Below are 7,905 nucleotides of genomic sequence, written 5' to 3' on the forward strand. Positions count from 1 at the left end.
TATACTCAATCGGGATACGATGCTATTCTGGTTCTTTTATTAAGCCATGCGGATGAACAGGAAATTCTCTACGAAGAGGTATTTCTGGAAATGTTGAACTCCACAAATGTATTTGTCGCTGAAGATGCACTGGAATAATATCTAATTGGCTATTTATCATCTGCCATACATATTTTGCATGAAAAATTCGGTAAATCTTTTCTTGCGATATATCTTCTCTGCTTTTTACCTGCTTATTGCAGCTTGAGATTATTTTGAACTCCCGCATTTTCCCCTGAATTCTTATTTAGACAAGATATATCCGATTTTTTTCCACAAAAACAAGCCGATTCAAGGGGGGAATTACGGTTTGGATATTTTAAGGTTGAGTAGACCTGTTGTCCCCTTGCCCTGACCTTACTATTATGCTAGAATCTCCGCTCACTAACCCGCGAATATATGGGGCGCGGCGGGGTACATCGCCATATCTGGCGTGAGACAAATGTTCAGTTTGGTGTTTTTTTGACGGGAGTAAGGTGAAATGCGTTGTCCTTTTTGTCAGCACGAATCATCGAAAGTTGTAGATACATCCCATGATAGTCAGGGAAATATTCGGCGACGGCGTGAATGCCTGAGTTGTGAGCAACGCTTCAGCAGCTACGAACGCCCAATATTGGCAACCCCGCTAATCGTAAAACAGGATGGTGCCCGCGTGGCATTCAATCGTGAAAAACTAATGCGCGGAATCAGTATCTCCTGTGCAAAGCGCCCGGTTTCTGCAGCGAATATTGAGCGCCTGGTTGGGCAGGTTGAAAATGAGTTGCAAAAAATGGGGAAATCTGAGGTTTCATCCCGCGTGGTTGGAGATAAGGTTATGGACGGTTTGAAGGAACTTGACCAGGTCGCATACATGCGCTACGCCATTGTTTACCTCGGATTGGATGATCTTCATGCCCTGCGCGCTGAAATTGACCGACTTTTGGAATAATTTTGCCCTTGGCCTTTGGTGATATTGGGGGCGCTTAAACAAAGAATTTTTTACTGGTTTATCAGGAGAATGCGTTATGTCAAAGAAAACGGCTGTAGCCAAAAAACAAGGATTATTAACAACTCCGCCCGCGCCATCAGATCTGCCCGCTATTGAACTTTCTGATAACTCGCGCCAGGTTTTAATCCGTCGATATCTGCGTCGTGGAGATGATGGACAGCCCAACGAATCAATTGAGGAAATGTTCTGGCGTGTCTCCTATAATGTTGCCAAAGCCGAAGAAAAATGGGATGTTGATGTACTTGAGCGTGCCATAGAGTTTTATCATTTAATGGTTGAAAAAAAATTCTTCCCCAATTCCCCAACATTTACGGGCGCTGGAACGCCCCTTGGGCAATTGGCCGCATGTTTTGTATTGCCGATCAACGATGATATGGGGCGTGATGCGGCAGGCATCTTTCAGTCACTGCGTGATGCGGCCCTCATCCAGCAGACAGGCGGCGGGAATGGATTCTCCTTTTCACGTTTGCGCCCATCTGGCGCATTGGTCAATTCCTCGGCCGGGCAGGCCACAGGCCCGATCGGCTTTTTACGGGTTTACGATAATGCATTTGGCGAGATAGCGCAGGGCGGCACCAGGCGCGGGGCCAATATGGGCGTGATGCGTGTGGATCACCCTGATATTGCAGATTTCATCACCTGTAAAACAAATGAAAACTCGATCACCAATTTCAATATTTCAGTTGGGATCACAGATGCCTTTATGACCGCCGTTGAAAATGATGATGAATGGGCTTTACGCTTCCCGGATGTTCTTTCGCCGAAATATCGCGGTTTCAGGGGGACGCTGGAGCAAGCCGAGGCCGCGGGCATCCCGATCCGGACTTATGAAAAAGTCAACGCGCGAGAGCTTTACGAAAAGATCGTCAAACAGGCGCATCATAACGGGGAGCCGGGAATGCTCTTCCTTGATGCGGCAAATCGGGATAATCCCGTCCCACATTTATATGCGCTTGAATCCACAAATCCATGCGGTGAACAATGGTTGGGACCCTATGAATCCTGCTGTTTGGGGTCGATCAACCTTGCTGAGCATTGCGGGCCTGATGGCGAAGTCGATTGGGAGGAAATCCGAAAAAGCACGGTTTTATCCACTTATTTTCTCGACGATGTGGTTGATGTGAATGCCTATGTGCCAGCCGTGCCTCAATTGAAGGAGGCCGCGCAAAACGCGCGCCGAATTGGTTTGGGCATTATGGGTTTGGCCGATCTTATGTATCATGTAGGGGCACGCTATGGCTCGCAGGATGGACAGGAATTTGCCGCACAGGTGATGGAATTTGTCCGTTATCATGCCATGCAGACCAGCATCAGATTGGCCGAAGAGAGGGCACCCTTTCCTGCGATTGAGGGCAGTCTTTATGATCCGGAAAATCTGACCTGGAAAAAACCCAATTCGGTGGTGGCCTATACAAAGGATTGGGGACGTCCGGACCTGGATTGGGATTCCGTTGTGGATGGCCTCCGAAAGCATGGAATTCGGAACGCTGCCCAGACAACGATCGCGCCCACCGGGACAATTGCCACCGTTGCCGGATGCGAGGGATATGGCTGTGAACCGACCTTTGCGCTGGCCTATATTCGCCATGTTGATGATAACGGGAAAGACCTTCAGTTGACTTATGCCAGCCCTCGGTTCGAAGCTGCCCTTAGCGCCGCCGGTTTGGTGGGAGAGGCAAGTCAGGAGATTTTCGAGCAGGTGCTGGAAGAAGGCTCATGCCAGGGACTGACGGATATTCCTGAGAAGATCCGGAAGGTCTTTGTGGTCTCGGCAGATATCACCGCTGAGGAACATGTCCGGATGCAGGCTGCACTGCAGGCCTTTGTCGATAATTCTCTCTCCAAGACGGTCAATTTCTCCGCAACGGCGACCGAAGAAGATGTTTCAAAAGCCTACAAATTGGCCTGGGAGTTGGGTTGTAAAGGGATCACTGTCTATGTGACAGGCTCGCGGGACAAGGTTGTCCTGGAAACCAAAGCGACTGCAAAGCAAAACCTCCCGGAGGGTGAATCTGACGGGAAACCCATCTGGGGTGAAAGTAAAAAGCCCCGTCCGCGCTCCCTGCTCGGCTGGACCTATAATGTCAATACCCCCTTGGGCAAAGCCTTTGTCACCGTCAACGAGAATGGTGGAAGACAACCCTTTGAAGTCTTTGTCAATACAGCCAAGGCCGGTTCTGAAACAGCGGCAGTCTCCGAGGCCATCGGTCGCTTACTCTCCTATATATTACGCCTGGCATCGCCCGTTTCACCGCGTGATCGTATAAAAGAGATTGTCCGTCAACTCGGCGGGATTGGTGGAGGTCGCTCACTGGGATTTGGCGCCAAACGTGTCCGCTCATTGCCAGATGGCGTTGGGCAGGTGCTGGCTGAATACCTCCGTGAAGCCGACGAACACCTTGGTGATTGGGTCCCAGCAGAAGCGGATACAGCGCCCAGCAATGGCGGGCTCGAGGTTCCCCAGATTCAGCCGATCGGCGATCTTTGCCCCGAATGCGGGGAGGCGGCCGTGATCAATGAAGAGGGCTGCCGGAAATGCTACGCCTGTGCCTTTAGTGAGTGTTGACCCCTCCCCGTCCCTCCCCAAATAAAATTTGTTTTGGGGAGGGTGCCCCGATAGGGACGGGTGGGGCTTATTGGTATGGAAAAAAATTGTGCAATCCAAATCAAAAACCGTAGATGCCTATTTGAATGAGGTGCCAGCCGAACGAAAGGCTGGCCTTTCAAAATTACGTGAGCTGTGTCTCTCATCCCTGAAAGGCTTTCAGGAGGGCATGGCATACGGAATGCCCTCCTATTCGCGAAATGGTGAAGTGGAGGTGGCCTTTGCCAGCCAGAAGAATTATATTTCCCTTTATATCCTCAAGCAGGTTGTGATGAACGCTCACAAGGAGAAACTGGCCGGTCAGGGGATCAGCTTTGGCAAGGGCTGTATTCGCTATACCAGAACAGAAAGAATGGATTTTGAGCTGGTTGAGAATATGTTGAGGGATGCAGAAAGGTCTGACGGGGAAATTTGTTGATCGAAAAGGGTGTCTGAAAACCCTTTTTAACCACAGATGAACATAGATAAAAATGATTGGAAAGGCATTTCCTCGAGGCTTTCATCCAAAGAATAAGCGTTCATCTGTGTTTACGTGTGCCCGAAAGGGTATCTGTGGTGAGCAGGTAGATTTAGAAATTTTTCACACAGTTTCTAAGGAGGATCCCAAATATGAGATAATGGGGGTAAAGGAGGCAGGAATGCAAAAACGAACATGGGTTCTTAATCTTCTAATTCTGACCACCTTATTTGGGTTGGTGATCACAGGCTGGGTCTTAGGTCATATCTATCGCCATTCCATCCCGGAATTTCAGCAACCGCGAGATTCTGTTCCCGGGGAAAAAATTGGATCCTTCTCCGATCTTCCCTCCGAAATATATTTAGGCCTTCCGATCAAAAATTGGGAGGTTCCTGCCTGGATGGAATGCAAGAATGATCTGGTTTACACCTCCCTGCCCGCAAAATGCCAGACCACAGACGGGCGCATGATGGAGGTCGGGAATGATCGGCCACCCACCCAGTTAATACCGCAGCTCACCCCACCCTAGGAAAAAAGGTCTCAAAACTGACCGCAATATGAATGCATCAATATCATGACTCCATTATTCCCCCCATTTTGAAAACCGAAATAGAGGGAGACGCTGTGCTCCTCCCCTAAATTCCAGATTTAGAAATTGGGGCCACTCTCCGAGCATGCTTCGCGAAGGCTGGGAGTAATCAAATCCGGTTCCTTTACCCTCATTATGCTACAATCAGATTTATTGGTATATCTGAGAAATAGATCATGAAAATAACCCCCCTCTATCGATCCCGAATTCTTTTTGCATCCCTGATCCTGAGCATCACCACGCTTGCCTGTGCTTTGCTGAATCAGACCCTCCCCATTGATCAACCCCTGACTCCCCAATCAAAATCTAACGATCTGATCGCCTATCTCGGCGTGGACGGGAATCTCTATACGATCGATGAGCATGGGGAAAATCGGACAGCCATCACAGATGATGCCCGGAAGATCGAAAGCGATGATGAAATGTTGCGTATCTATTCTCACCCCACCTGGTCCTTTGATGGCCGTCATCTGGCCTTTGTTTCCGTGGAGTCACAGGATCTTCAAATAACGTCCCGGCTGCTTGTCGCTGATCCAATGAGCGCAGAAATTAGCGAGGTTTTCGAGAGCAATACAGAATTCCCCTTTTATCTTTACTGGGCCCCGGATAATGAGCGGATCAGCTTTCTTTCAAACGCGACCATTCCAAATGGGCTTACTTTCCGTCTGGCATATCTCAACGGGGATGAATCGCAGATTTTAGACCAGGGCCAGCCCTATTATTGGGTTTGGGCACCGGATGGGTCAGAAATATTCATCCATCAGGGCGGATCTAGCTCCTCAAATCCAGATGCCCGGCTCGGAACCCTTTCCCCATCAAGCCTGGAGACGCGGGATATATCCCTCAGCCCCGGCCATTTTCAGGCCCCTGGGTGGTCTCCGGATGGAAAATATCTGCTTGCTGCGATCGAGAATGAGAGCCGCGGTGAACTCATCCAACTGAATAAAGAGGGAGACCTGCTTCAAAAATTAGCGGATTACGAGGCGACGATCGCCTTTAATTGGTCTCCGGATGGGGAACAAATCGCCTATCTGGCTACCTCGGCTGCAAGCAGTGGCAGGGTGGGCAAATTAGCTGTTATCTCTACTGGCAACGCGGATATCCTCCATCGGGCACCTGAAGATACGGTCATTGCCTATTTTTGGGCTCCTGATAGCCAAAGTGTCGCCTACTTCAGCGTACAACTGCCCGGACGAGATCAGGATGAGATCAGTACCCGCTCCCAGGATGTCCTCTGGCTGGACCTGAAGATCCTGAATATTACCACTGGCGAGACCCACCGTTTGTCCACTTTTCAACTTGGCTCTGAATTTCTCTCTACGCTGACTTTCTTTGATCAATATCATCACTCGGCCACGATCTGGTCTCCGGATAGCGCAAAGTTGGTCTATGCTACAGATAATCCTGATGGGGTAGCAAGTATTTGGGTCGTGGATGCAGATGGAGAATCCCAGGCACTCAGGATTGCGGAGGGCACGCTGGCCTTCTGGTCATGGAAGTAGATTATTTCTACCTATAACTTTGTAATAATGCAATAAAATAGCATAGTTTTATCATTCAAGTTTTCCCCGTAAGCGTTCCCCCCGCCGGTCTTTGCATTAATATGATGGGGATCGATATAAGCCGAACGGGGTATCCGAAAAGGGTTGCGATCCGCTAAAATAGATAGTAGAGCGCATCATTTAGAGAAAGAGTATAAATATATGAACATGATTAATAGCCATAAAAATGAGTTGTCACCAGAAGAACGTGATGATCTGCTCGGAATACTGAAAGCCCGTTTTGAGAAAAACATGGACCGTCATAAAGAATTTAAATGGGCTCAGGTAGGTGCAAAGCTGGAGGCTGACGCTGCAAAACTGTGGTCTCTCAATGAAATGGAGAGAACCGGTGGTGAACCGGATGTTGTTGGATATGATAAAAAGACGGGCGAAATTATTTTTTATGATTGTTCAGCGGAAAGCCCTGAAGGACGCAGAAGTCTTTGTTATGACCGCGAAGCACTGGAGTCAAGGAAAAAATTTAAACCAAAAGATTCTGCTAAGGAAATGACAGCTGCCATGGGCATAGAGATATTAACGGAAGAAGAATATCGAGGGCTGCAGAAACTTGGGAAATTTGATACGAAAACATCAAGCTGGTTGGAAACACCTGCCGATATTAGAAAACTAGGTGGTGCCATCTTTGCTGATTTCCGTTACGGCAATATTTTTATATATCACAACGGTGCAGATTCTTACTATGCTGCAAGGGGATTCCGCGGCTCACTACGGGTCTAAATATTGCGCAGACAGCGCTTGGGCTCTGGAGACTTATCAGTTCAGAAAAGGCTATCTAATTGAGTTTGAAGCCAATGGGTCACGATAATAATGGCCTCGCATGAGAAAATTTGCCGTGTTCAGCCTATGCTACTGTGTTTTGTAAAGGGTATTCTTTAAAGACTTAGCATCCAAGAATAAGTTTCCAACTACCAAATATAAAATAAGCGCCCTGGAAAGGGCGCTTATTTTTGGTAATTCAATTAGTGTGAATTACTCACTTAAGTAAACAGTTTCAAATGGGGCCTCAATCCCGCATACGACAATATTATCAAAGGTGTAGGCAGAATTTGACCCATCTGACAAATGCACTTCCAGGCCAATTGTTCCGGGCTGCATTGGTTGGGGGTCCGTATAAGAATTTTTCTGATCACCATCAACCCACACGGCTGTTGTTCCATCATAAGTACCGATTTCAAAGAAATACCATTGCTCCTCTCTGAAGCCGAACGAAGATGGACTCACATTAAAGTGACCCGCTTCATAATGTAAGCGAGATAAACTCAGCAGAGCTGGGCCTCCATACTGAACTATATAACGCCAATCTCCATTTTCATTCCAGCCATGACGCCAGTTCAGGAATGCATCATTATTTTTTCCGGTGATCTTTGTTTTTACTCTCCAAACTGCGTTACTATAAAGTTCTAATTCATCAAAGTAGTAGCTGTCGGTCGCAAAGTCAGGGGCATTTGACGCGACGGCTACAAAATTTCCTGGCTCATCTTCAACAAGGGACCAGCCATTCTGAGCATTGAACTCAAGAGCTGCTGTGATATTATTCCAATTCTGCGCTTTGCCGTCCTGGAAATCTTCAATCATTAGCGGGAACTCTCCTGGCGCACAGGCTTCTGAGGCGAATTGCATCACGGAAAATGTTACTTTGAGAAGTAACGTTGCATCAGGAAAAAT

General features: G+C 48.0%; 7 protein-coding genes. 6 read left to right on the top strand and 1 reads right to left on the bottom strand.

Translation table 11 applies throughout. The features are described 5' to 3' along the window. Positions 1 to 520: 520 nt before the first annotated feature. From nrdR to AC3DOM_RS13330, 6 genes are all read left to right on the top strand, one after another. Entirely contained in the window at positions 521 to 967 is a 447-nt protein-coding gene (gene nrdR, locus AC3DOM_RS13305; RefSeq protein WP_487919534.1) for a transcriptional regulator NrdR, read from the top strand. Positions 968 to 1,043: 76 nt separating this feature from the next. Next, entirely contained in the window at positions 1,044 to 3,593 is a 2,550-nt protein-coding gene (locus tag AC3DOM_RS13310) for an adenosylcobalamin-dependent ribonucleoside-diphosphate reductase (protein WP_487919535.1), read from the top strand. An 88-nt stretch (positions 3,594 to 3,681) separates the two neighbouring features. Next, positions 3,682 to 4,050, top strand: a complete 369-nt coding sequence (locus AC3DOM_RS13315; protein ID WP_487919536.1) for a DUF1801 domain-containing protein — start codon at positions 3,682 to 3,684, stop codon at positions 4,048 to 4,050. 220 nt (positions 4,051 to 4,270) lie between these two features. Continuing rightward, the gene (locus AC3DOM_RS13320) at positions 4,271 to 4,618 is read left to right on the top strand and encodes a hypothetical protein (RefSeq protein ID WP_487919537.1); all 348 of its coding nucleotides are present in this window, start codon (positions 4,271 to 4,273) and stop codon (positions 4,616 to 4,618) included. Positions 4,619 to 4,854: 236 nt separating this feature from the next. Further along, positions 4,855 to 6,180 carry a TolB family protein gene (locus tag AC3DOM_RS13325; RefSeq protein WP_487919538.1) on the top strand — a complete coding sequence of 442 codons (1,326 nt, stop codon included), beginning with the start codon at positions 4,855 to 4,857 and terminating at the stop codon, positions 6,178 to 6,180. A 201-nt stretch (positions 6,181 to 6,381) separates the two neighbouring features. Further along, a complete protein-coding gene (locus tag AC3DOM_RS13330) occupies positions 6,382 to 6,957 on the top strand; it encodes a DUF4256 domain-containing protein (protein WP_487919539.1) in 576 nt (191 codons plus the stop codon). A 252-nt stretch (positions 6,958 to 7,209) separates the two neighbouring features. Here the strand turns inward: AC3DOM_RS13330 and AC3DOM_RS13335 are convergent. Next, positions 7,210 to 7,905: hypothetical protein (locus tag AC3DOM_RS13335; protein ID WP_487919540.1), on the bottom strand; the 696-nt coding region annotated here is incomplete at its 5' end.

The sequence above is a fragment of the Candidatus Desulfolinea nitratireducens genome (genome assembly GCF_982879505.1).

Coding starts and splice junctions, on each gene's coding strand:
- nrdR (WP_487919534.1), top strand. CDS start 521: ATGCGTTGTCCTTTTTGTCAGCACGAATCATCGAAAGTTGTAGATACA.
- AC3DOM_RS13310 (WP_487919535.1), top strand. CDS start 1,044: ATGTCAAAGAAAACGGCTGTAGCCAAAAAACAAGGATTATTAACAACT.
- AC3DOM_RS13320 (WP_487919537.1), top strand. CDS start 4,271: ATGCAAAAACGAACATGGGTTCTTAATCTTCTAATTCTGACCACCTTA.
- AC3DOM_RS13325 (WP_487919538.1), top strand. CDS start 4,855: ATGAAAATAACCCCCCTCTATCGATCCCGAATTCTTTTTGCATCCCTG.
- AC3DOM_RS13330 (WP_487919539.1), top strand. CDS start 6,382: ATGAACATGATTAATAGCCATAAAAATGAGTTGTCACCAGAAGAACGT.